This is a genomic window from Kitasatospora sp. NPDC127116 (assembly GCF_042677365.1).
Lineage (GTDB): Bacteria > Actinomycetota > Actinomycetes > Streptomycetales > Streptomycetaceae > Kitasatospora > Kitasatospora lactacystinica.
Genome location: NZ_JBHXTL010000017.1, coordinates 1 through 21982 on the forward strand (window position 1 = coordinate 1; position 21982 = coordinate 21982).

The 21982-nt window shown below is 72.1% G+C and carries 14 protein-coding genes and 4 pseudogenes; 12 read left to right on the forward strand and 6 right to left on the reverse strand.

The window, feature by feature from the left end:
* Positions 1-679: 679 nt before the first annotated feature.
* Positions 680-817, reverse strand: a pseudogene (locus tag ACFVHV_RS10475) (exodeoxyribonuclease III); the annotation flags it as partial.
* A gap of 223 nt (positions 818-1040) precedes the next feature.
* Between ACFVHV_RS10475 and ACFVHV_RS10480 the strand changes: the two are divergent.
* The 11 genes and pseudogenes from ACFVHV_RS10480 (at position 1041) to ACFVHV_RS10530 (ending at position 12004) form a co-directional block, all read left to right on the forward strand.
* Positions 1041-2483, forward strand: a complete 1443-nt coding sequence (locus ACFVHV_RS10480) for an acyl-CoA dehydrogenase family protein (protein ID WP_380350564.1) — start codon at positions 1041-1043, stop codon at positions 2481-2483.
* 94 nt (positions 2484-2577) lie between these two features.
* Positions 2578-3285: pseudogene (locus tag ACFVHV_RS10485) on the forward strand (transposase); the annotation flags it as partial.
* 410 nt (positions 3286-3695) lie between these two features.
* The gene (locus tag ACFVHV_RS10490) at positions 3696-5579 is read left to right on the forward strand and encodes an amidohydrolase (protein WP_380350566.1); all 1884 of its coding nucleotides are present in this window, start codon (positions 3696-3698) and stop codon (positions 5577-5579) included.
* Between the two features lie 10 nt (positions 5580-5589).
* Positions 5590-5952 (forward strand): DoxX family protein, encoded by a 363-nt coding sequence (locus ACFVHV_RS10495; RefSeq protein WP_380350568.1) that lies wholly within the window; start codon positions 5590-5592, stop codon positions 5950-5952.
* 39 nt (positions 5953-5991) lie between these two features.
* The gene (locus ACFVHV_RS10500) at positions 5992-7071 is read left to right on the forward strand and encodes an MBL fold metallo-hydrolase (protein WP_380350570.1); all 1080 of its coding nucleotides are present in this window, start codon (positions 5992-5994) and stop codon (positions 7069-7071) included.
* A 72-nt stretch (positions 7072-7143) separates the two neighbouring features.
* The gene (locus tag ACFVHV_RS10505) at positions 7144-7953 is read left to right on the forward strand and encodes an alpha/beta hydrolase (protein ID WP_380350572.1); all 810 of its coding nucleotides are present in this window, start codon (positions 7144-7146) and stop codon (positions 7951-7953) included.
* Positions 7950-8756, forward strand: a complete 807-nt coding sequence (locus ACFVHV_RS10510) for an SDR family NAD(P)-dependent oxidoreductase (RefSeq protein WP_380350574.1) — start codon at positions 7950-7952, stop codon at positions 8754-8756. Before ACFVHV_RS10505 ends, ACFVHV_RS10510 begins: the two co-directional genes overlap by 4 nt.
* 65 nt (positions 8757-8821) lie before the next feature.
* Positions 8822-9811: an alpha/beta fold hydrolase gene (locus ACFVHV_RS10515; RefSeq protein WP_380350576.1), complete on the forward strand. Its 990-nt coding sequence runs from the start codon at positions 8822-8824 to the stop codon at positions 9809-9811.
* Between the two features lie 25 nt (positions 9812-9836).
* A complete protein-coding gene (locus tag ACFVHV_RS10520; protein ID WP_380350578.1) occupies positions 9837-10313 on the forward strand; it encodes a cupin domain-containing protein in 477 nt (158 codons plus the stop codon).
* Between the two features lie 72 nt (positions 10314-10385).
* Positions 10386-11243 (forward strand): alpha/beta fold hydrolase, encoded by an 858-nt coding sequence (locus tag ACFVHV_RS10525; protein WP_380350580.1) that lies wholly within the window; start codon positions 10386-10388, stop codon positions 11241-11243.
* A gap of 83 nt (positions 11244-11326) precedes the next feature.
* Positions 11327-12004, forward strand: coding sequence for a YoaK family protein (locus tag ACFVHV_RS10530; RefSeq protein ID WP_380350582.1), 678 nt, complete (start codon positions 11327-11329; stop codon positions 12002-12004).
* 31 nt (positions 12005-12035) lie between these two features.
* On the opposite strand, the gene ACFVHV_RS10535 is transcribed toward ACFVHV_RS10530, so the two are convergent.
* The 4 genes and pseudogenes from ACFVHV_RS10535 to ACFVHV_RS10550 all read right to left on the reverse strand — a co-directional run.
* Positions 12036-14810, reverse strand: coding sequence for a helix-turn-helix transcriptional regulator (locus ACFVHV_RS10535; protein WP_380350584.1), 2775 nt, complete (start codon positions 14808-14810; stop codon positions 12036-12038).
* Between the two features lie 48 nt (positions 14811-14858).
* Positions 14859-17702 (reverse strand): AAA family ATPase, encoded by a 2844-nt coding sequence (locus tag ACFVHV_RS10540; protein ID WP_380350586.1) that lies wholly within the window; start codon positions 17700-17702, stop codon positions 14859-14861.
* A gap of 197 nt (positions 17703-17899) precedes the next feature.
* A pseudogene (locus ACFVHV_RS10545) lies at positions 17900-18525 on the reverse strand (transposase); the annotation flags it as partial.
* A gap of 637 nt (positions 18526-19162) precedes the next feature.
* Positions 19163-19306, reverse strand: a pseudogene (locus ACFVHV_RS10550) (exodeoxyribonuclease III); the annotation flags it as partial.
* Positions 19307-19446: 140 nt separating this feature from the next.
* Here ACFVHV_RS10550 and ACFVHV_RS10555 point away from each other — a divergent pair.
* Entirely contained in the window at positions 19447-20961 is a 1515-nt protein-coding gene (locus tag ACFVHV_RS10555) for a recombinase family protein (protein ID WP_380350588.1), read from the forward strand.
* A 347-nt stretch (positions 20962-21308) separates the two neighbouring features.
* Here the strand turns inward: ACFVHV_RS10555 and ACFVHV_RS10560 are convergent, their stop codons facing one another.
* Positions 21309-21926 (reverse strand): alpha-ketoglutarate-dependent dioxygenase AlkB family protein, encoded by a 618-nt coding sequence (locus ACFVHV_RS10560; RefSeq protein WP_380350590.1) that lies wholly within the window; start codon positions 21924-21926, stop codon positions 21309-21311.
* Positions 21927-21982: the final 56 nt, after the last annotated feature.

A 21982-nucleotide genomic window follows, 5' to 3' on the forward strand; every position in this document is an offset into this window, starting at 1 on the left:
GCTCCGCACCTTCCCATTCCAGTGCGTATTTTACATGTTTCATATCGTGTTGCGTTTTTAAGCCTAGTTTTTTTTGATGCGTAGTTGTTCGTGGGCGTCGACGCCGCCCTGGAACTCGTCGGCACCCCCACCCTGCCCGACACCCCGCGCAGTACAACCGGCCCGGACTTCACCTCCTACCGGCGATCGTAGGCAGGCCTGCCCGCCTACGATCGCCGCCGAGCGTCGAACGGCACCAGACACCTGGAGCAGGCCGCAGTCGGTGGGCCCGCCGGCCAGGTCGGGCACGTCCCGCCGGTACAGCTGCGCGACAGCTGTCATGGGGATTGGGTCGGTGCTCGCCAGCCATGGGGCATGCCGTCCAGCGAAGCCAGAACCTCCCGCTCGGGGTCCGTCAGCCCGGGGTCGATTCCGTCCTCGAGAGTGCGCCCCAGGCCTTGGTCGGAATCTGCCGCCGGAGCCGGACCTCCTCCATCCGCTCACCCGTGCTCTGCTTGCGCGGGTGCGTACACACGGGCCACGGCTCGTCGGCCGGCCAGAGCATCGGTCCGCCCGCGGAGCTGTCTCGCATGCAGGGGGTTCTGAGTCGAGGTGCTCACGTCCGGGTACCGCCGTCATGAAGTTGCTGCTGATTAGCCACGAGACCCGGCTTGGAGGCCAATGTCATCTGGCTATTCAGTTATCGCTCGAAGTCGAACACTGCCGTGACGGGTGCGTGGTCGGACCACCGCTCGGCGTGGGACGCGGCGCGTTCGACGTAGGCCTCGACGGCTTTGTCGGCCAGGGTTTTTGTAGAAACAACCAGGTCGATGCGCCAGCGGAACGACGCGTTTTTCTACAAACGTCCACCCGCTCGAGCGGGGCGCCCCCTGCCGCCCATGCCGACTCGACGCCGTGCTCGGCGAGCTGTGCGAGTGACCCGTGCTCAGCGTGGATTCGTGGGCGCAGGCAGCGCTTCGTCGGTCGTGGGCCGAATGTTGACGGGAGCTGAGAGCATGATCCGATCATGTGAGTCGGATTCCCTGGAATGAGCGGAGACAATGACTGATCTTGCGGCTGCTCTGGTGCACCTTTCGACGGATGAGTTCATCGCGGGCGTCGAGGCGGCAGCCTCGCGTTTCGACGCGGCGACCTACCCGCAGCGGGAGTTGCCCGCCGACGACTGGGCCGTACTGACAGAGGCGGGCGTGCTGCTGCCGGCGCTGTCGGCCGAGTACGGGGGGCGTGACAGCCACGCCGAGATGTGCCGGGTCGTCGAGGTCCTGGCCGAGCAGAATTTGGCCGTCGCCGTCTACACGGGGATCGTCACCGGGCTGGCGCTGCGGCCCGTCGTGCTGTGGGGCGAGGAGGCAGCCAAGCGCGAGGTGCTGCCCCTGTTCGCCGGCCCGCTGGCGCCGACGGCGGGCTTCGCCTCCACCGAGCCCGGCTGCGGCTCGGCCATGTCGGGCCTGACCACCACCTTCGAGGAGGTCGAGGGCGGCTACCGCATCCGCGGCCGGAAGCACTGGCAGGCGCTGAGCGCCACCGCGTCCTGGTGGGTGGTCGTCGCCAAGCGGGAGAGCGGCGGCAGCCACGAGTACGGGTGGTTCGTGGTCGAGCGCGGAGAGGGGTTCGAGACCTCGCAGCGCTACGAGGCGCTGGGCCTGAAGGTGATCGACTACGGGGTCAACGAGGTCGACGCGTTCGTCCCCGCGCACCGGCGCATCACGGTCGGGGCGGGGAAGCTCAGCTCGATGGTGGACGTCTACCTGTCGGGGCGGGCGATGATCGGAGCGCTGGCGTGCGGCTTCCTGCGCCGCATCGCCCGCGAGGCCCGCGCCTACGCCGACGCACGTCGCATCGGGCGCGCGCCGCTGTCGGCGATCGGCTTCGTCAGGTACCGGCTCGCCGCCATCGACAGCGCCTACACGGTCTGCGCGGCGCTCAACCACTACGTCCGGACCCAGTTGGACCTCAAGTCCGATCTCACCCCCGCCTTCCCCGCCATACTGGCCGTCAAGACCGTCGCCACCGAGCTGATGGTCAGCTCCGCCAACCACTACCAGCAACTGGCCGGCGGTGAGGGCTACCGCCACGGCTCGCCGAGCAACATCGCGGCACAGGCGTTCCTGGACTCCCGGGTCTTCACCGTCTTCGACGGCACCAACGACCTGCTCAGCGAGCAGCTCGCCCGGCACTGCCTGGACGGTTCGCAGAACCGCTCCCTCAGCACCTTCCTGGCCGCCTGGGCGCCGACCGCGCCCGCCGTCTCGGCGCACGGCCTCGACCTGCGGTTCCTCGACCGCGAACTCGGCCAGGAACACCTGGTCCTGGTCGGCCGGGCGATCGCCTACGTCTTCGCCGTCGCGCGCGTCCTGCGGTGGGCCGCCGAGACCGGCGCCGACGCCGACCGGGCCCGTACGGCGGTCGAGTTCCTCAAGGCCGACATCGACCGCGTCCGGGTGGAGTTCGGCCTCCTGGAGCGCCTCGGCGGCGAGGCCTGAGCCCGGATCCACCGGGTGATCGCCGCCTGAAAGGTTCCGCAGAACGAAGAGATACCTTGCGACCTGCGGTGATGGGAGTTCTCTAGGCTCCACCATGCACAAGCAGCAAGGCATCTCGTACGTGCGATCCTCTCCCGCTTTCTCGGCCGTCTCCGTCGTGTTCGACGAGCCGAACCTGATCGCGGATGCGGGGCTGGTCCCGCTGGTCCGCTTGGCCGAACAATTCGGCCTGCCTGCCCTGGTCGAAGACAGGCTGCGCATCGAAGGTACCGACAACAGCGCCGGAGCCAATCGGGCGGCGAAGGTGATGACGCTGGTCGCGGCGATGTGCGCCGGGGCCGACTCCATCGACGACACCGACCGGCTCCGGCGCGGCGCGATGGGCCGACCGTTCGGCGGGGTGCGCGCGCCGTCCACCCTGGGCACCTTCCTGCGTGCCTTCACCCACGGGCACAACCGGCAACCCTGCCGCCGCGCGAGGGCCCGCTTCTCGCTGACCGTGCGGACGAACCCGCACGTCGCCGCCGTCATCGCGGCCGGGAAGAACTCGGCCCTGGCCCACCTGCCCTCCGGCAGTCTTCAGGCGAGCAACGCGTGGCTGACCCTGTGGGTCATCGCCCACAACCTGCTGCGGGCCGCCGGAGCCCTTGCTGGGACCTTCCATGCGAGGGCCACCACCGGGCCCCTGCGCGACCGCCTGATCCACGTCCCAGCCCGCGTCGCCCGCTCGGCCCGGCGGCTGACGCTCCATCTGCCAGGCCGCTGGCCCTGGCAGCACGTGTTCACCGACCTCTTCGACGCCACCGGCCTGATCAACAACCCGACCACCCGCCCGACAGGGCCCGACCGGAGCAGACGTGGAAAAGCTGGGCAGACCGGCGGACGCCCCATGCCTCCCCCAGCCACCCCGACCAGACCCCGGACGTGATCATTCTCGAGTCACCTCGGTGGATCCGGGCTGAGTCGTACCGTTCCTGTGCTCCCGCCCAGCCTCCGGTGCCGTCGGCGCCGGGGGCCTGCCTTCTGCGCGCCCGCCCGCGCCGGGACCGCATGAGCGGGTCGCCGACCGCTGTGCCGGGCTTCGCATCGGGGTTCGTCCCCAGCCGTGGCGCGCGCGCCCGGGGAGTGTCACGACTGGGGTCTTTCCACGGTTCGAGCGAACCGGACCGGATGGTGTGCTGCTGGCACCACCCACCGTCGCGAGGAGCCCCGATGACATCGATGCCTGTGGCCGGCCTCAGGCCCGGCAGTGGAGCGGACCGCGCCGAACTGGTGGTCCGCAACGCGCGGATCCACACCGGTGACCCGCGCCGCCCGGCGGCCTCGGCCCTGACCGTGCGCGGCGGCCGGATAGGCGTGGTCGGTGACGACCGGGACGTCGCGCCGCACATCGGGCCGGACACGCGCGTGGTTGACGCGCAGGGCCGCAGGGTCGTCCCCGGCCTGAACGACTCGCACTGCCATGTCGTCCGCGGCGGCCTGCACTTCGTGCTGGAGCTGCGCTGGGACGGGGTGCCGTCGCTGGCGGTCGGGCTCAGGATGCTGCGGGAGCAGGCCGCCCGGACGCCGGCCGGCCAGTGGGTCCGGGTCGTCGGCGGCTGGAGTGTCGAGACGGTCGCCGAGCGCCGCATGCCGACGCCCGCCGAGCTGACCGAGGCCGCCCCGGACACGCCGGTCGTCGTCACGCACCTGTACCAGTCGGCGGTGCTGAACCGCGCCGCGCTGCGGGCGGCCGGCATCACCCGGGAGACCTCCGATCCGGCGGGCGGGCAGATCGTCCGCGGCCATGACGGCGAACCGACCGGGATGCTGATCGCCACCCCGGCCGCCGGGCTGCTGTACGCGACGATCGCCAAGGCCCCGGTGCTGGACCCCGCGTTGCAGAAGGCCTCCACGGCGCACTTCCTGCGCGAGCTCAACCGGTTCGGCCTGACCTCACTGGTCGACGGCGCCGGCGGCTTCCAGGACTTCCCGTCGGGCTACACGGCCGTCACGGAACTCGCCGCGGCGGGGGAGCTCACCGTCCGCATCGCCTACCACCTGTTCCCGCAGACGCTCGGGCAGGAGGTCGAGGACCTGCGGCGCTGGGCCACGCTGGTCAAGCCCGGTGACGGCGACGAGTGGCTGCGGTTCAACGGCGCGGGTGAGAACCTCGTCTGGGCCGCCACCGACTTCGAGAACTTCGCCCAGCCTCGACCGGAACTCGCCTCGTACGAGGCGCAGTTGGAAGCGGCCGTCCGGGTCTTGCTGGAGAACGGCTGGGGCTTCCGGCTGCACGCCACCTACGACGAGACCATCCGCCGCGACCTGGCCGTCTTCGAGAAGCTGGCGGCCGAGGGTCTGTTCCCGGGGCCGGGGCGGTGGCTGTTCGACCACGCCGAGACCGTCTCGCCGGAGAGTCTGGACCGCATCGCGGCACTCGGCGGATCGATCGGCGTCCAGCACCGACTGGCGTACCAGGGCGAAACGTTCGCGCGCCGGTACGGCTCCGCGGCGGCGGCGACCGCGCCGCCGCTCGGCGCGATGTTCGAGCGTGGGCTGAGCGTCGCGGCCGGGACCGACGCCACCCGGGTGTCCACCTACAACCCATGGGTGGCCCTGCACTGGCTCGTCTCCGGGCGCACCGCCGGGGGCCTGCGCACCCGTTCCGCAGAGCACTGCGTCAGCCGGGAGGCCGCGCTGGAGATGTACACCGCCGCCGGCGCACGTGTGACCGGTGAGCAGGACGTCAAGGGCCGGCTCAGCCCCGGCTTCCTGGCCGACCTTGTGATCCTCACTGAGGACTACTTCGCCGTCGCCGAGGACGACATCCCGCTCATCGAAGCCGCCGTCACCGTCGTGGGAGGCCGGATCGTCCACGCCGTCGGCGAGTTCGAGGGCCTCGCCGCCCCCGCGCCGCCGGTCGAGCCCGGCTGGAGCCCGATCGCGCACTTCGGCGGTTACCAGGCCGCCGCTCGGCGGGTCGGCGACGGCGTCCGCCAGACCGAGGCGCTCGGCCAGGCGGCAGCCGACTCCGAGCAGCAGCGGCAGTGGACCGCCCGCCGCACCGGCGGCGGCCGGGCGGATGTCCGTCTGTCCGACCCCTGTTTCGAGTGAGGCGAGCCGAGTGAACACCGGTCTGCTGATCCTGCGCGTGGTCACCGGCCTGCTGCTCACGGCCGGCGCGGCCACGCCGCTGGCCGCCTCCATGGCGGTCGGCGTCATGACCGTCGCCACCACCGTGAAGTGGCGCAACGGGCTGTGGGCGCAGCACGACGGCTACGAGTATCCGGCGTTCCTGGCCCTCGCGGCGGGCTGCCTCGCCCTCACCGGGCCGGGCCGATGGTCGGTCGACGGGGCGCTGGGGCGCCTGCCCTGGCCGACCTGGCTCGCGGTCGCGGCGATCGTGCTGGGCACGTCCGGCGGCCTGCTCACCCGGCTCCTGCTGCACCGCCCGCCGCGGCCGGGGATGCCCGCCGCGAGCACTTGAATCCTCCGTACGACACCACCGACCCCGAAGGGCCGATCCATGAAACCGACGCTCTGGAACACCCGGGCCGACCGCCGGACCCTGCTGCGCACGGCCGCCGCGTTGCCCGCTGCCGCCGCTGTCGCCGGTATCGCCCTGGAGGGCACGGCGGCCGCCGCGGCCGGCGGCCCCGTCCTCCCGGACTACGCGCCCGTACCAGCGGGCGCGGCCGGGCCGGCGCCCAACGCGGCGGGCTACTACGTGGGCCGGATCGACGGCAACCTGTACTGGGTCACCGACGGTTCCTACCAGGCGATGTTCCTCAGCACCTGTGAGGGCGTCGTCCTGGTCGACGCCCCGCCGACCATCGGGCACAACCTGCTGCGGGCGATCGACGACGTGACGCGGGCCAACGGCCGGCCGGCGACCGTCACCCACCTGGTCTACTCGCACTCGCACGCCGACCACGCGGGCGCGTCGTCGATCCTCGGCAAGGACGTCATACGCATCGGCCACGCCGAGTGCCGGCGCCTGCTGGTTCGCGACGGCGACCCGAACCGCCCGGCGCCGACCGTCACCTTCAAGGACAGGTACACGCTGAACGTCGGCGGTGAGCGGCTGGAACTGGCTTACCACGGCCCGAACCACAGCCCGGACAACATCTTCGTCTACGCCCCGGACCACCGGACCCTGATGGTGGTGGACGTCCTCTACCCGGGCTGGGTGCCGTTCAAGAACCTCGCGGTCTCCCAGGACATCCCGGCCTGGCTCCGAGCGCAGGACATCGCCATGGGCTACCCGTGGCAGACCCTGGTCGGCGGCCATCTGGGCCGGCTCGGCGTGCGCGCGGACGGCGACCTGCAGCGCGCCTACATGGCCGACCTGGAAGCCTCCACGCGGGCCGCGATGAATCTGGACCCTGCGCCCTACTTCGCCAAGTACGGCCCGCAGGGCAACTCCTGGGCGGTCTTCAAGACGTACCTCGACGCGGTGGCGGAGGCGGCCGCGGCGCCGGTGGCCGCGAAGTACACGGGGGTTCTGGCCGCCGCGGACGTGTTCACCGTCGACAACGCCGCGACCCTGGTCGAGTCCCTCCGGATCGACGCCGGAATCCTCGGCCCGTTCAGCACCCGCCCCTGACGTGCTCCGCAACCCCTGAGTACCCCCGAACCGCCGTCCGTCGACACCGTCCCCGAGAAAGGCCGATCGGCCATGACCAGCCCGATCCCCGTCCTCTTCATCCACGGCCTGTGGCTGCACAGCGCGTCCTGGCAGTCGTGGCTCGAACTCTTCCGGACCGAGGGCTACGGCCCCTCCGCGCCGGGCTGGCCCGGCGATCCCGACACCGTCGAGGAGGCGCGGCAGAACCCGGAGAGCATCGCCGACCACGGCATCGACGACGTCGTCGAGCATTACGCGACGATCATCCGCAGCCTGGAGGCGCCGCCGATCCTGATCGGCCACTCCTTCGGCGGAATGATCGCCCAGAAGCTCCTGGGCCAGGACCTGGCAGCGGCCGCAGTGGCGATCGACGCGGCCCAGATCAAGGGAGTGCTGCCGCTGCCGCTGTCCGCGCTGCGCTCGACGCTGCCGGTGTTCAAGAACCCGGCGAACAAGCACCGCGCCGTCTCCCTGACCGCGGAGCAGTTCCGCTTCGCGTTCGGCAACGCGATCTCCGCGGAGGAGTCCGACGAGCTGTACGAGCGGTGGACCATCCCCGCACCCGGCAAGCCCCTGTTCGAAGCCGCCGCGGCCAACTTCGACCCGCACTCGCCGGCCAAGGTCGACACCGCGAACTCCGGGCGCGGCCCGCTGCTGCTGATGTCGGGCGGCAAGGACCACACCGTCCCGGAGAGCGTCACCCGCGCCACCCTCAAGCAGTACCGGCACTCCGAAGCCGTCACCGACCTGCTGAGCTTCCCCGACCGCGGACACTCGCTGACCGTCGACGGCGGCTGGCGCGGGGTCGCGGACGAGGCGCTGGCCTGGCTGCGGCGGCAGAACCTGGGGAGCCAGCGGTGACCGCTCCCGCCTTCGACCTCGGCCTGGCCGGGCAGAGCGCCGTCGTCACGGGCGCCGGCCGGGGCATCGGGCTGGCGGTCACCGAGGGCCTGCTCGCCGCCGGGGCGCGGGTAGTCGCCGGAACCAGGAGGCGTACCGACGCGCTCGACGCGCTGGTCGCGAAGGGCGCCGAACTGGTCGTCGTGGAGGTCGACCTGGCCGTCCCCGACGGCCCGGGCAGGCTGGTGGCCGACGCGGTGCAACGGCACGGCGGGCTCGACGTGCTGGTGAACAACGTCGGCGCGGTGCGACCCCGGGTCGACGGCTTCCCGGCCACGACCGACGCGGACTGGGAGTGGACCTTCACGGTCAACCTGATGACCGCGGTCCGGGCCACCCGCGCCGCCCTGCCGCACCTGATCGCCTCCGGAGACGGACGGATCGTCACCGTCTCCTCGGTCAACGCCCGGCTCCCCGACCCCATGGTCATCGACTACAGCGCCGCCAAGGCCGCCCTGTCCAGCTTCTGCAAGGCGTTGTCCAAGCAGGTCGGGCCGCAGGGCGTACGGGTCAACACGGTGAGCCCCGGTCCGGTGGAGACGCCGTTGTGGCAGGGGGCCGACGGCGTGGCGGCGACCCTCGGAGCCGCTCTGGGCGTCGATCCGCGCACGGTCGCCGAGGGCGCCGCGGCCGCGGCGGCCACCGGCCGGTTCTCCCGGCCCACCGAAGTGGCCGACCTGGTCCTGTTCCTGGCCGGCCGGCGCTCGGCGAACATCACCGGCGCGGACTTCCTCATCGACGGTGGCATGACCGACGTCCTCTGATCCCGGCGCCGGGCCGGGCCCCGGCATCCACGATCCGTCACGACACCTGACACCTGGAGCACACAGTGAGATTCCCCCTGCCCGTCAAGCGCCGTCTGCTCGGCGTGGCCGCGGCGGTTGCCCTGGGCGCAGCCGCGATCACGGCGCCCACGGCACCCGTGGCCTCCGCCTCGGTCTCGTCCGCCGGCGAACGCGTACCCGCGGGATTCAGCGAGCACAAGGCGCGCGTCGCCGGGATCGGCCTGCACTATGTGATCGGCGGTCACGGGCCGACCCTGGTGTTGATCCACGGCTACCCGCAGACCTGGTACGAGTGGCACCACGTCATGCCGGCTCTCGCCGAGCACTACACCGTCATCGCCCCCGACCTGCCCGGTGCCGGGCAGAGCGACGCGCCGGCGTCGGGCTACGACAAGAAGACGATGGCCGCCGAACTGCACGCGCTGCTGGCCTCGCTCGGCAGGGACGGCGACGTGCGGATCGTCGGTCACGACATCGGCACGATGGTCGCCTACTCCTACGCCGCGCAGTACCCGGCCACCGTGAAGAAGCTCGTCCTGAGCGAGGCGCCGATCCCGGACCCGAGCATCTACACGATCCCCTCGCTGACCGAACGGGGCCCCGGGGTGTGGAACTTCGGGTTCTTCAACCTCACCGACGGCCTGCCGGAGAACATGATCAGGGGCCGGGAGGTCGCCTGGACCGCCGGTTTCATCGGCGGGTTCGAGGCCGTCCCGGGAGCGGTGAGCCAGGCCGACATCCGGGTCTACGCGCACTACCTGCGCGACCCCGCCCATCTGGCGGCCAGCCTGGCCTGGTTCCGCGTGTTCGCGCAGGACATCCGCGACAACGAGCAGTTCCGGAAGACCCCGCTGCCGATGCCCGTGCTCGCCATCGGCGCCTCGGGCAGCCTCGGCCCCGCCGAGGGGGCCCAGGCCGCGCAGTACGCCTCCGACGTCACCCCGGTGACCGTCCCGAACTCCGGCCACTGGATCTACGAGGAGCACCCCGAGGAACTCACGGCCATGCTGCTCGACTTCCTCGGCCGGTCCTGACCCGTCTCTCTCCCCAGGAGTGACCGTGATCAACAGCTTTCCCACCTTCGGGGCCGCTCCCGAGCGGGAGCCCTTCTGGTTCCTCGGCGGGCAGGCCAGGATCCTGCTGCCCGGCTCGGCGACCGGCAACGCCCTGAGCCTGATGGAGTTCTCGGACCCGATCGGCCACGCACCGCCGCTGCACGTGCACGAGAACGAGGACGAGCTCTGGTTCGTCCTGGACGGCGAGGTGTCGTTCTTCGTCGGCGACGAGCGCCACGACCTCGTCCCGGGCCAGGTCGCCCACGGCCCGCGCGGTGTGCCGCACAGCTACCTGGTGCGCTCCGAGGGCGCACGCCTCGCCGTGGTCTTCAGCCCCGCCTGCATCGAGGAGTGGTTCAAGGTCAACGGGATCCAGGTAGCCGAGGCCGGGGACCTGCCGCCGGCCTTCGACCTGGGAGCCGTCGTGGCCTCGGCCGAGGCGTTCCGGCTGCGCGTCGCCGGCCCGCCGCCGACGCTGTGACCCGCCCCCCGAACCCCCTGACGCCCACGAGATCCCACCCGTCGAGCCGTACCCGACAGCAACGGAGAACTCATGACCGGCCACCCGCCCGTACCGTCCGGCCGGGCCCTGCTGCGGCGCCGAGGCCTCGTGCTTCCGGCCCTGGTGGCAGCGGCCCTGCTCGCCGTCCCGGCGAGTTCCGAGGCAGCGCCGGGGCCGGCCGCCCCGTCCACCGCCGGTGCCGCCGCGGCCGCCAAGCCGACGGTCGTCCTGGTGCACGGCGCGTTCGCCGACTCCTCCGGCTGGGACGGCGTCATCGCCCGGCTGGAGCGGCAGGGCTATCCCGTCCTCGCCGTGGCGAACCCGCTGCGCGGCCTGGCCGGCGACGCCGCCTACCTGTCCAGCGTCCTGGACACCGTCCCCGGACCGGTCGTCCTGGTCGGCCACTCCTACGGCGGCGCGGTCATCACCGACGCGGCCACCGGCCACGCCAACGTCAAGGCCCTGGTCTACATCGCGGCCTTCGCCCCCGACCAGGGCGAGAGCGCCCTCCAGATCACCGGTGCGTACCCCGGCAGCCGGCTGCCGTCCTCGCTCGTGGTCCGGGCCTTCCCCGACGGCCAGGACGCCTACATCGACCCGGCCGCGTTCCGGCAGGTCTTCGCCGCGGACGTGCCGTCGGGTCAGGCCCGCCGGATGGCGGCCGAGCAGCGTCCGATCGCGCTGGCCGCACTGGCCGGGGCGGCGGGGACGCCGGCCTGGCGGACCATCCCGTCCTGGTTCCTGGTCGCCGGCGCCGACCAGGCCATCCCGCCGGCGGCCGAGCTGGCCATGGCCCAGCGCGCCCACGGCCACACGGTGACCCTCCCCGACGCGTCGCACGCCGTGGCGCTCTCCCGTCCGGACGCCGTGGCCGACCTGGTCGAGTCCGCCGCCCGCGCCACCGCCTGACCCCGCGTTCCATCCCCGGCGGGACCGCGCGACCGCGCGACCGCGCGGTCCCGCCGACTGCTTCTCGGAAAGGAGAAGGGCCCATGCCCGAGACCCGGGACCACGGACCGTTGCCCGGACTGCTCCTGGCGCTGACGGTCGCGACCGGCCTGGTCGACGCGGTGAGCTATCTGGTCCTCGGCCACGTCTTCGTCGCCAACATGACGGGAAACGTCGTCTTCTTCGGCTTCGCACTCAGCGGGGTCGGCGGGGTGTCGTGGAGCGCGACGCTGCTGGCGGTCGGCGCCTTCGGCGTCGGCGCGTTCCTCGGCGGCCGCCGGCTCGGCGGGGCCGGAACCCACCGGGGGCGGCTGCTGGCGCTGTCGGCCGCGCTCCAGTGCGCCGCCGTGGCCGGCGCCGCGGCGCTGGCCGCGCTGGCCGACCCGCAGCGGCGCGGCGTGCAACTGGTGCTCGTGGCACTGCTCGCCGTGGCGATGGGGATGCAGAACGCGGTGGTGCGGCGGCTCGCGGTCCCCGACCTGACGACCACGGTGCTCACCCTGACCGTCGCGGGGCTGTTCGCCGACCGGACGCCGGCCCGGATCCGCGGCCGCCGGGTCGCCTCGGTCCTGGCGATGATGGCCGGTGCCCTCGTCGGAGGGCTGCTGCTGCGCCACGCCGACGTAGCCGCCCCGCTGTGGACCGCTGCGGGACTGCTCGCAGTGTGCTCGGCCGCCGCCCACCGGCTGGGCCGCGCACCGGCCGCCGAGCTCTGGCGCTGATCCGGTGCCGGCCGGCACCGCAGGCCGGGTGTCAGCCCTCCTCGCCCAGCAGGGAGCGGAGCCTGCGCCGCGAGGTGATGTCCAGCTTCCGGAAGACCTTGTTGAGGTGGTACTCCACCGTCGACCGGGTGATGAACAGCCGAGCCGCGATCTCCGCGTTGGTGGCCCCGGCAGCGGCCAGCCCCGCGATCCGCCGCTCCTGCGGCGTCAGGTCGGGGTCCGTGTGCGGCGTCCGCTTCCGGGCCCGTTCCCCGGTGGCCTGCAGTTCGAGCCGGGCGCGCTCGCCGAAGGCCGCCGCCCCCATCCCCGTGAACATCTCGTACGCGGTCCGCAGCTCGGCCCGGGCGTCGGCGCGGCGCCTGCGCCGACGCAGCCACTCGCCGTGCAGCAGGTGCGTCCGGGCCAACTCGGTCCGCACCCCGGTGCGGCCGAGCAGGGCCACGGCCTCCGCGAAGAGGGCCCCGGCCTGGTCGTCGTCGGCCAGCAGGGCCCGGCTGCGGGCCAGCAGCCCCAACGCCCAGGGCGTGCCGGCCAGCGGCGCGCGCTCCTCCAGCCGGGCGAGGGCCTCCTTCGCCGTACCGTGCTCGCCGCAGCGCATCGCGGCCTCCACGAGGTCCGGCAGCACGCGGGGCACGGCTCCGGCGTTGTCGTTGGCGAAGGCCACGCTCGCCTGAGCCGCGGCCTCGGCGTAGTGCCCGAGGCCCAGTTCCAGCACGGTCAGGCAGTTTCGGGCCCAGTCACCGAGGCCACCGTTCGCATGACGGTTCACCAGGTCGCGGACGAGCACCTCTGCGGCGGCCCGGCACTGGGTCTCCTGGCCCCGCCACGCCAGCAGCTCGACCCGGAAGGCCGGGCCCGACGGCTGCCCGACCACGGCCGCGAGGTCCTCGGCCTCGTCCAGGCAGGCCGTGGCCGCGGCGAACCGGCCGGCCCGCAGCTCCCAGGTGGACCGGACCACCAGCGTGGCCCGCAGCGCACCCAGGGCGCCGATGCGTCGCTCGTGCGCCTCGATGAGCCGGGCGGCCTCATCGCCGCCGGCGTCGTCCCAGACCTCCTCGGCGGCGTAGAGCGCGAGGGTCGCTGTGCGCGCGACGTGTTCGATCACCTCATGGTCCCGGCCCACGGCGGCGAGCGCGGCGCGGAGCACCGGCACAGCCGGCGGGTAGCCGCTGTCCACCCGCAGGGCGAAGCCGCGAAGGAGGAGGTCGGCGCTGGTCGGCCGCGCCGACCGCAGGGCCGGCGAGGCCAGCACCGCTGCCCCGAACTCCCGGCGCTGGAGTGCGTCGTGTTCGCCGCACAGCGCCGCCAGCAGACCTTCCGTCAGCATCGACCTGGTCAGGCCCGGGTCGGTGCCGGCGACGGCGTCGGCCGCGGCCAGGAGCCGCGACAGGGTGTCCCCGATGCGCTCGAAGTAGATGTCGGTCGTCGCCCTGGTCTGCAGGACCCTGGCCCTCAGGACCGGATCGCCGGAGACCAGGAGCGGCTCGGCCCGCCCGAGCATGGCCTCCGCCGTCGCCGGATCGCCGAGCACCAGGTGTGCCCTGGCGGCCTCGACCAGTCGGACTGCCCGGTCCGCGGTCGACAGCTCCGCCGCCCGGGCCAGGAACGCGGCCCGGGCGGCATAGCCGCCCCGCGCCCGGGCCAGTTCCGAAGCCGTGTCGAGCTCGCCGGCCACCTCGTCGTCGAGCCCGATCGTCGCCTCCGCCCGGTGCCAGGCCCGGCGCTCGGGGGAGCGGAGCGGATCGCTGACCGCGGCGAGCGCCGCGTGGACCCGGCGGCGCTCGGCGGCCTCGGCACCGCCGTACACGGCCGACCGGATGAGCGGGTGGCGGAACTCGATCCGCCGGTCGTGGGTGAGCACGCCCGCCGATATCGCCGCGTCCGCGGCCGTCGCCGGGACGCCGAGCTCTCCGGCGGCGCGCCACAGGAACAGCGCGTCCTCCGGTGGCGCCGCCGACAGCAGCACCAGGAAGGTCTGGGTCTCCGCGGGAAGGCCCTGGATCAGCCGCCCGAAATGCTGCTCCAGTCGGCCCCCGACCGGCAGCGGTTCGAGCAGGGGCGCCGTCCCCGCAAGATGGGCCGGGCTGAGCGCGTCGGCGCTCTCGATCAACGCCAGCGGGTTCCCGCCGGTCTCGGCGATGATGCGCGCGGCCACCAGCGGATCGAGCCGACCGGCGACATTCCGTCCGAGCAGCTCGCGCGCGTCGATGTCGGCCAGGCCGCGCACCGGCAGAGCGGTGAGCCCCTCGAACGCCCCGGGCCCCAGCAGGTCCTCGCGCCCGGCCACGACGAGACCGACGGCGTCGGCGCCGAGCCGGCGGCCGACGAACGCCAGCGCGTCGCGGGACTCGCGGTCGAGCCAGTGCACGTCGTCGACCAGGCACAGCAGCGGCTGTTCCGCGACGGCCTCGGCCAGCAGCGTCAGCGCGGCCAGGCCGACCAGATAGCGGTCGGCCGGCGGCCCGGCGACCATGCCGAACGCCGAGGCGAGCGCCTCGCGCTGCGGATCCGGCAGCGCGTCGAGGCCGGGCAGGAACGGGCGCAGCAGCCGGTGCAGGGCCGCGAAGCCCAGCTGCGCCTCGGACTCCACCCCGGCCGTACGGACCACCCGCAGGTCCGGCGAGGTCTCGGCCAGGTGGTCGAGCAGCCTGGTCTTGCCGATGCCGGCCTCGCCGACCAGGACCAGCGCCGCGCTCATGCCGTCGCGGATGCCTGTCAACAGCTCGGTCAGGACCCGCAGTTCTTCGTGGCGACCGGTGAGCGGGACCCGGCGGGAGCGGGCGCCGACCGGCAGGTATCCAGTCATTGCCCCCAGCGAACCACCCGAACCCCAGGGGGACCCTAGGGACGGACCCTAGTCCGCTCGCGGGCCCTGGGACTGCCGGGTCCGCAGTGACTCCGCCAGCTGGCGGCGGGACGATATGCCCAGTTTGGCGTAGATGTTCGACAGGTGGTATTCGACGGTCTTCTGGCTGATGTAGAGCTCCGCCGCGGCCTCCTGGTTCGTCCGCCCGCTGGAGACGAGGTGAGCCACCGACAGCTCCCGCTCGGTCAGGGCCAGGACGCGGCTGCGGGCCTGGGCGGGAGCGGTGAGCCCGATGGCGGCGAGGTCCGCATCGCAGCGCGCCAGGAACGGTTCGGCCCGCAGCGCGCTGAACCGGTCGTGGGCCGACTTGAACCATTTCGCGGCCTCGCGCCGGGAGCCGGAGCCGGCCGTTACCAGAAGCCTGCCGTAGCCGTGCTCCAGCATGCCGCGGAACAGGGGCGCGGCGTCCGCGCCCTCGTCCGGCGCCGCCGCGAGGGCCCGGTCGTAGATCGCCAGGGCGTCACGCGGCCGACCCTGCGCTTCGGCCAGCTGGGCCCCGAGCCTGGCCAGGACGATCTGCATGTACCCAGTGCCGTCGTAGCCCGCCCGGAGGTCGTCGAGCGCCAGGGTTGCGGCCGCCAGCTGTCCCGTTCCGGTCAGGGCTTCGACCAGCAGCGACTGCTGCCACAGCCAGAACGGCTTGAACCGCAGACAGATCCCCTCGCTCCCGCCTGCGGCCGGACGGTCGACCAACGGCTCCAACGACGTCAGCATGGCCGCGTGGTCGGCCCGTGCCTGCGCCAGCATCGCTTGGGCCAGTGCGGAGTAGACGGTCTCCGCCGGCGGCGACCCCAGTGCCTCGGTGAGCCGGGTGAGGGCGTCGACATGGCCCTGGGCGGCATCCCACTGCCCGCGGCCTGCCTCGACGCACACGGCCGCGAACCAGGCCGCCGCGTCACCGAGCACATGGTCCTGGATCGCGGCGATCGCCAGCGCCTGGTCCGTGGCGGACTCGCTGGCCTTCCAGTCGCCCGACAAGTACTCCAGGATCGCCAGCAGCGAGAAGGACAGGTGGCTGAGTTTCGAGCCCGCTCCCTGCCGGTCGCGGCGCGCCACCGTGGCCAGATCGGCGCGGGCCGCGGGGAGCCGACCCAGGAACAGCTGCATGACTCCGCGCGTGGCCAGCGTCGCGAGCTGGAGGTCCGTGGCCCCGCCGGCCTCGGCGGGCAGGTGTGCCACGTCCAGCAGGGCGGCCTGCGGCCCCTGGTCCCACATCCGGCCGGTCGCGAGCACCGCGCGGGTGAAGTCGGAGGTGGCGGGGTCGAGGTCGCCGGCGGCCAGCGTCTTGCCGGCGATGTCCACGGTCTCGGCGCCGCGGCAGTGCCGGATCATGATGACGGCCAGGAACATCCCCGCGAGGACGGCGACCCAGCCGGCGTCCGGGTCGGCGAGCGCCTCGTGCCAGGCCTCGGTGAGCCGGGCCTCGGCGGCGGCGAACCGGCCGTCCAGCAGGTCCATGACGCCGAGGACGCAGGTCCGCAGGGTGCCCGGCGAGCAGTCCTCGACCTGCGTCCGCAGCGCCACGGCCGCCACCGGTTGCAGGGTGAGCAGCGACTGGGCGCAGGCGCTCAGCAGACGCCGTTCGCGATCCGGGCGCTCGTCGGACAGCGACGAGGCCCACAGCAGACGCGTGGCCGCCAGGGCGTTCCGGCCGATGACGGCCTCGGCCTTCGCGGACTGCTCCAGCTCCCCGGCCAGGCCGGGATCGGCGGACGTGGCCGCGGCCACCCGGTGGGCCCAGGCCGCAGCCGTGCCGACCACGCCGGCGGCGGCCGCATGGAGGGCGCGGCGGCGTTCCGGGTCGATCGCGTCGTAGACGGTGTCCCGCTGGAGGGCATGCACGAGGGCGACTGGGCTCTGCGACTCGGTCGGCCACCACTGGGCGAGTCCGGCGGTCAGCGCGGGCGAGAGCGCCCGGGCCGGCTCCGCGAGCGCGGCGACCTGCGCGACGGTCGCGAGGGGAAGCCGGGCGTCCAGCACCGCCATCGCCTCGAGAAGCGCCACGGACTCCGGAGGGAGGTGGTCCAGCAGCGCCTTGATGCCGACCCGGAGCGTGCGGGGAACCGGCCACCGCTCCGTCGCCTCGCCCTGGAGCGCCTGGACCGGCACCTCGGCCAGGACGGTCCGGAGGTACAGCGGATGGCCCTTGGTGTAACCGTGCAGACGCTCGACGAGCCCCGGCGCCGGACGCACGTCGAGCAGCCGCCGGACCATCTGCGCCACGTCGTCCTCGTCGAGCCCGCCGATCTCGACCCGCACCGCCCGGTCCAGGGACCGGACCAGCCTGTCGAGGGTCTCGACGGTGCGCTCCGCGTCCGACCGGGTCAGCAGAACGGTCAGCACCCGGTCCGCCCAGAGTCGGCGCAACACGAATCCCAGCACCTGCAGTGACAACGGATCGGCCCACTGGACGTCGTCGACCACGACGGCGACCGGGCCCCGGGACTCCTGCAGCGCGCCGAGCAGCAGCAGCAACTGGCCGCCGATGGCGTGCGCCGAGACCCCGACCGCGCTGTCCTCCGCCAGCAACGGGAACTCGGCCACCACGTCGCGGTCCACTCGCCGCACCAGTTGGCTGACGACACCGCCGGGGAGGTCGGTCTCCGACGGGTCGCCGGTCGCCCACAGGACCGTGAAATCCTCCAGTGTGGCTGTCACCCGACGCGCGAGAGCACTCTTGCCGATACCGGCCTCACCCTCGACGACTGCCAGCCACGCTTCGCCGTCCCGCGCTTTCGCCACACACGCCGCAAAGAGCTCGGACTCCGGGCCGCGCCCGACGAAGACCTCGCCGCGGTCGCCCACCTGCGCCCTGCCGTCGGCCGCACTCATGGTTCCGAGTCCTCCTGTGCCAGTGCCAGCCGTGCAGGACGGGTAGCCGACGTGCCGCCGAGATGGCGTTCTGTCAGTAACCGGTTTCTCTGGGTGAGTTGATCATATCGAATGAGAAGGGTTGACTGTCGATCTTGGCGAGAGGCAGGCACCATCCGCCGGCCCCGCGCCGCAGTCGAACGGTCTCCGGGCGCTCGTACGCCTCCGGGCAGGGCGGGGTTCACGGCGGTGGCCCAGCAGGCGGCGTGAGAGCGGATCTCGGCCAGGACCTTCCCGCACGGGTTGCTCCACAGGTGCCACCTGTCGCTGACCTGCACCGCTTCGGGGAGGGCTTGGCGGATCGCCTCGCTGCAGGAACCGGAGCCGTCGCGGCAGACGTGCTCGATCCCGGGGTGCTCCCGCAGCCACGCGACCAGGGGCTGGGTGGTGCGGTCGGGCTGGACATCGATCCGCTCACTCGGCGTCGATGAGCACGGTCGCCTAGCGGTGCCGGCGTTTGAGGGCGAAGTCGTCGACGCCGAGCACGCGCGGGACGCGCGATGGCGGCAATGCCTGCCGCATGAGCACGCGCAGGGCGGTCGAGCGGGAGATCGCACAGGCCAGGACACGGGAGAGGCGGGCGCCGGTCCGGCCCGCTAACTCCTTCACGACTTGCCCGAGTTGGACGGCAGCCGCCGCGTGCGCCGCTGGTAGCGTTCGATCACGGCGGGAACCTGCTCTCGGAACGTCTGCCCCGGGCAGCCCAGAACCGGGCAGACCATGCGCCGGACCCGAACCGACACACGACCCGCCGCCCATCCACCGGCACATTCGCGACTGCTCGCCGAGCCGGGCGAGCACACCCGGCCGATCGACTGGCAGGCCGTCACAGCGGCGCGCCCGGAGGTCCTGCTCGTCCTGCCCTGCGGGTTCCCACCCGACCGCACCGAGCACGAATTGCACCTGCTCACGGCCCTGTCGGAGTGGAACGACCTTCCAGCCGTTCGCGACGGCCGTGCCTGGATTCTCGACGGCCCGGCCCACTTCAATCGGCCCGGCCCCAGAGTCGTCCGCGGCGCCGAAATCCTGGCGCACGCCCTCCATGGCGTTCGGATGGGCGCTCCGCCCACCGCCGACGAGGCTCGGCCACTGCCCGGGACCTAGCTCATCACCGAAGTCACCTGGCTACGGGCCCACGAGTAGACGCCGGGCTGGCGCTACCACCGACTCGGCCCCCACTGCGTGACCTTCCGCGGGTAGTAGAGCTCTCAAAGCACCGGACGCACGAGCGTGCTACTCCGGACTTTTTTACAAAACGAGGCGTTTCTCGGCCCGCCGGCTGGCTGCCCCACTCCCCAAGAGGCACGACCGCTCCCTTGGGCTGCGAAGCGCTGCAATGGTCGATGGCAGCCACAGCTTTGCCCTGAGCGGCCGGGGCGAACCCGGGGTGGCATACCTGGCCGTCCTATTCTCCGGCAGCGCTACAGCAGTTGGCCGAAGCCGAAGACCGCTGTGACGGGTGCGTGGTCGGACCAGCGTTCGGCGTGGGAGGCGGGCCGTTCGACATACGCCTCGGTGCACCTGGCCGCGAGGCCCTGGCTAGCCATCAGATAATCGATCCTCCAGCGGAACGACACCTTTTCGAAAAAGGTCCACCCGTTCGAGTGTGGGGTGTTCGAGGGTGTCTGCTGGCCTGGGCGGTAGGGGACCTCCTGTGAGCAGCATGACGGCTTCGGTGCCGGTTCGGGCGGTGGTGGGTTCGCGTGTGTCGGACACACACGGGGATGAGGGCAAGGTCTCGCATCTGGTGCAGGCCGAGTCGGCGACGCGGCATGCGCTGTCGAAGGAGTGGGAGGTTGTCGGGTCGTTCGAGGATCTGGACGTGTCGGCGGAGATCACGCCGTGGAAGCGTCCGGACCTGGGCCCGTGGCTGACCGAGCGGCAGGGCGAGTGGGACGCCTTGGTGTGGGCGAAGGTCGACCGGGCGTTCCGCTCGGCCAAGGACTGCGCGGACGTCGCGCACTGGGCGGAGGAGAACCACAAGGTCCTGGTCTTCACCGACGACGGGATCACCCTGGACTACCGGGAAGGCCGCGAGTCGTCGTTCGGGAACGAGCTGGCGAAGGTGTTCCTGATGCTGGCGTCGATCTTCGCGGAGATGGAACTCAAGCGGATCAAGGCCCGGGTCACCGCGGCGCACAAGCACCTGCGGAAGACGGATCGGTGGGCGGGTGGGCAGCCGCCGTACGGGTACCGGATCGTGGACCGTCCAGGTGGTGGGCGCACCCTCGAGCCGGACCCGGTCACCTCCGAGGCCGTCCGCTACATGGGCAAGCTTCTCCTGGAAGGGCAGAGCCAGTGGATGATCGCCACCGCTCTGGAGGCCGCCGGCTTCGACACGCCGTCGATGCACGCGTTCAAGAACCAGGGCGAGTCGTACTCGAGCAAGCGGAAGACTGTTCCGTCGAACCACTGGAACCCGACCAGCGTGGGGAAGATCCTGCGTTCGCCGGCGACGATGGGCCTGAAGCTGACCGGCCGCTCGGTGAAGGCACGCAAGATCGCCCGCGACGCGAAGGGCCTGCCGATCCAGATGGCCAAGCCCCTGTTCACTGAGGAGAAGTGGGCCGCGATCCAGGCGGCGATGGACGAGCGGTCGGTCACGAAGGAACGATCGAACGGCGCCTCGCCCTGGCTGGGCGTGCCGCACTGCGACCGCTGCGGGGACCGGTTCTACCGGCAGGTGAACCTCGCCAAGAACGGCAAGATCTATGAGTACTACCGGTGCGCGAAGACGGCCGGCAAGCCCGCCTGCAAGGGGCAGTCCGTCAAGGGCGAGCGCGTCACCGCCGCGATCAACGCCCTGGTCGAGCGCCTGGCCGGGCTGGCGATGACGGTGCGCAGGTTCATCCCCGGCGAGGACCACACCGAGCAGCTCAACCACGTCACCCAGGCCATGCGCGACCTGCGCGAGGAGAAACGCCGAGGCCTGTTCGACTACCCCGGCGGCGACGACGAATACTCCGAAGCCCTCGAAACCCTCGTCGACGAACGCCGCCGCCTCACCGCCCTCCCACAACGCCCCTCCTCCTGGGTCGAGGTCGAGACCGGTCAGACCGTCGCCGACGCCTGGGCCCAGGCCGACCAGGAGCATCGGCGCCAGCTCCTTCTCGGCCTCAAGGCCCGTCTCTACAAGACACCCACCATCGAAGGCTGGTACCTGCCCGCCGAACTCGAAGCACGAGCACCGAAACTGGAGCGCACTGGCAACTCGGCGTAGGTCGGGTGAAGTAGCCGACGGTGGCGTCGTCGAGGGTGTCGACGTCAAGCTACTGGGCGGGTTGTCGATCGCGGCCTTGTAGCGGTCGAGTTCGGACTCGTCGTCACCGAGGACGAACTTGACGTTGAACTTGCCCTCCTGCAGGCCTTCCAGCGGCCGCGGGCTGCAGCCTTTCTTGCGGACGTTCTGTGCCCCGTCGGCCGGGCGGAAGCCGTCCGCCCACACCTTCTCGCTGTCCGCGCGGAGCACCCTCCGCCCCGGCAACCTTCCGCACCTCGGGGGAACCTCAATATGCGGCCAACCCGCCCCAGAACCCGAACCCCACCACAGGACCTAACAAAGCCCTACTAGGACTGCGTCTGGAGTAGGCGGAAGGTGAGGTTGATCCTCGGCTCGGTGGTGGCGGGGTCGGGCGGAATGCGGTGATGCCACTGCTGTTGCGTGCCGCCCGCCATCACTAGGCAACTGCCGTGCGTGAGGCTGATGGCGTACTCGATGGTCTGGCTGGCTTTGCGTCGTAGTTCGAACGTGCGGGTGGCGCCGAGGCTGACCGACGCGATCGTGGGCGTGGGTCCGAGTGCGGGTTCGTCATCGCTGTGCCAGGTGACGCCGTCGTAGCCGTCGCGGTAGAGGGTGAGCAGTACGCCGTTGAACCGGGCGCCGGTGGCGTGTTCGATCGTGTTTTTGATGAGCCGTAGGTCGGGTGTCCACGGGTTGGCGGTCATGGTGGTGTTGGCGCCGATGAAGTGGTAGTCGGCGTGTCCGTGCCAGGCGCTCAGGCGTGGTAGGTGGACCGGTCTGCCGCGGGCGATGACGGTCTGCTGGGTCCAGACGGTCTGTTGCCTGAGGCGGGTGAAGAGGGCGTCGGCGTGGACTGGAGTGAACATGTCATAGCACCAGCGGATGTCGGCGTCGGCGATGTCGAGGGTGTGCCAGCGGGTCGGCGAGGCGGTGGTGGTCGTCATGGCTGCTCGTGTGGGTGTCGGCCGGTACAGCCACGCGCATGATTCATCTAGCTTTT

Excerpts from the sequence above, each read along its gene's own strand:
- ACFVHV_RS10490 (WP_380350566.1), top strand. The coding sequence starts at position 3,696 with ATGACATCGATGCCTGTGGCCGGCCTCAGGCCCGGCAGTGGAGCGGAC.
- ACFVHV_RS10540 (WP_380350586.1), bottom strand. The coding sequence starts at position 17,702 with ATGAGTGCGGCCGACGGCAGGGCGCAGGTGGGCGACCGCGGCGAGGTC.
- ACFVHV_RS10525 (WP_380350580.1), top strand. The coding sequence starts at position 10,386 with ATGACCGGCCACCCGCCCGTACCGTCCGGCCGGGCCCTGCTGCGGCGC.
- ACFVHV_RS10530 (WP_380350582.1), top strand. The coding sequence starts at position 11,327 with ATGCCCGAGACCCGGGACCACGGACCGTTGCCCGGACTGCTCCTGGCG.
- ACFVHV_RS10560 (WP_380350590.1), bottom strand. The coding sequence starts at position 21,926 with ATGACGACCACCACCGCCTCGCCGACCCGCTGGCACACCCTCGACATC.
- ACFVHV_RS10480 (WP_380350564.1), top strand. The coding sequence starts at position 1,041 with ATGACTGATCTTGCGGCTGCTCTGGTGCACCTTTCGACGGATGAGTTC.
- ACFVHV_RS10535 (WP_380350584.1), bottom strand. The coding sequence starts at position 14,810 with ATGACTGGATACCTGCCGGTCGGCGCCCGCTCCCGCCGGGTCCCGCTC.
- ACFVHV_RS10500 (WP_380350570.1), top strand. The coding sequence starts at position 5,992 with ATGAAACCGACGCTCTGGAACACCCGGGCCGACCGCCGGACCCTGCTG.
- ACFVHV_RS10505 (WP_380350572.1), top strand. The coding sequence starts at position 7,144 with ATGACCAGCCCGATCCCCGTCCTCTTCATCCACGGCCTGTGGCTGCAC.